Genomic DNA, 1,687 nt, shown 5'->3' with positions numbered 1-1,687 from the left:
CTTGCACCATTTTCCGAATACTGGGTAATCGTAATTCTCTACATAACTCAATTAATCGTTCTTTCTTATCCATAGTGAATGACCTCCTTATCTGCTTGATGAAACAGATTCGCATAAGCTTTCAAATTGCTTTCCGATTGATGGGTTGTCTCATCTCTTGCCAGAGATACCTCTGTCGGCTCTGATTGCTCGCATAGAAATAAAATTCTTTCTGTGCTAACGTATCCCCAACGAATGCCATTCAGTTCTTCGACCGCTGCCATAACACGTTCAAAGTTGTTATTGTCCTTCATGTAGTGGAGTAATATGATGAATTCTTTCTCTTTTCCTATATAATGATGGTGGTAAAGATTTTTTATTTGTTGTGGTGCTTGTCTCAAACATTCACTTTGAGCCAAGGCACCTTTTTTTCTTTTGAATGTTTCTAAGTAATGGTAAAGATTCATTTCCCACTGATGGACACCCCAATTACGTTTATGTGTTGCGATGATTTCACCCTCAATAAACAACTTAACCTGATCGGCACTTAGTTTTGCGATGATATATTTTCCAATATGACCTTCTGGTACAGAGTAATGATTTTGCTTAATGACAACCGTACTATATTTATCCACTCGACATTCTAATATTTCAGAAACATCGAAGGGAGCGATTATGGTAGGGCCAATCCTTTCTTTTTCTGTCTGCATCAATTTCAGGTGAGAAACCTTGTGTTCGTGATGCAAACGTTGATTGAGTTTCTCTAATTCATTGTTAAGATGAGTTTGAGCCTCTTCTAAATTGGAGAAACGATAAGTTGAGGCAAATGCCTTACGACGTATAAACTCAACACTACGTTCCACATGTCCCTTTTCATTTCCTTTTCGTGGTTCACATAAACGAATTTTAAATTGATAGTAATTAGATAAATGAATCATGCTGTCGGTAATGGTTTTCTCTGTTCCAATAAAACTTTTAACAACCGTTCTCATATTATCGTAGGTAAAGACCGAAGGGATAAAGCCGATGTGACTGATAAATTTTGTATGAACGTCTAATACACAAATTTGGGATTCTGATTGATAAATTCTAGCGAAACGATAATTACTATGCGCCAAAGTAAATACAGCCAAAGAAAATGTTTTTAGCTTGTCATCGATAAATAATTTTATCTCTCCCCAATCAAATTCAACCTCATATCCTGGTTCCGCATGGCGTCGGATAAATACTTCTTTTGTTTTTGTCACCTCCTCGTTAATGAAGTTTCTAACGGTTGTATAACTAATAGAATAGCCACGATCGAGCAGCTTCTCATGCATGTCTACAATCTTCATTTGTTGTTTCGCCATGCCGTGATCCTTTTTCCACTCATTTTCTTTAATAAAATCACGTAACATCACTTCAATTGATTCTGATAATACTCTGCGTCTACCGACTCTTTTTTTATAAGTTGGTGGTTTCACGATATCCTCAGCGATAGGAAGATCACGAACATCTTCATACTTGCTTCTTTCATATTCCTTGATATATTTATCAACAGTATTCCTAGATTTCTTCGTGAGTAAAGCAATTTTTCTTTTGCTTAGCCCATCAAGGTAGAGTTTTATAATCGTTTGTTTTTCTTTCAATGCAATCACTCCTGATATTCCCCCTATTTATTATTCAATAGGGTTATTTTCTATCAAAAGTGGCTCAGTTTTCAATTAAT

The 1,687-nt window shown here is 35.9% G+C and carries 1 protein-coding gene; it reads right to left on the bottom strand.

Annotated features, from left to right (window positions below; all coding sequences use genetic code 11):
- Positions 1-65: 65 nt before the first annotated feature.
- Entirely contained in the window at positions 66-1,607 is a 1,542-nt protein-coding gene (istA, locus tag GSA01S_RS10075; protein WP_066127234.1) for an IS21 family transposase, read from the bottom strand.
- Positions 1,608-1,687 lie beyond the last annotated feature (80 nt).

Source organism: Globicatella sanguinis NBRC 15551, from assembly GCF_001552295.1.
In the GTDB taxonomy this organism is placed as follows: Bacteria; Bacillota; Bacilli; order Lactobacillales; family Aerococcaceae; genus Globicatella; species Globicatella sanguinis.
The sequence above is the reverse complement of the archived record's forward strand: the minus strand, read 5'-3'. Positions and strand labels throughout refer to the sequence as shown.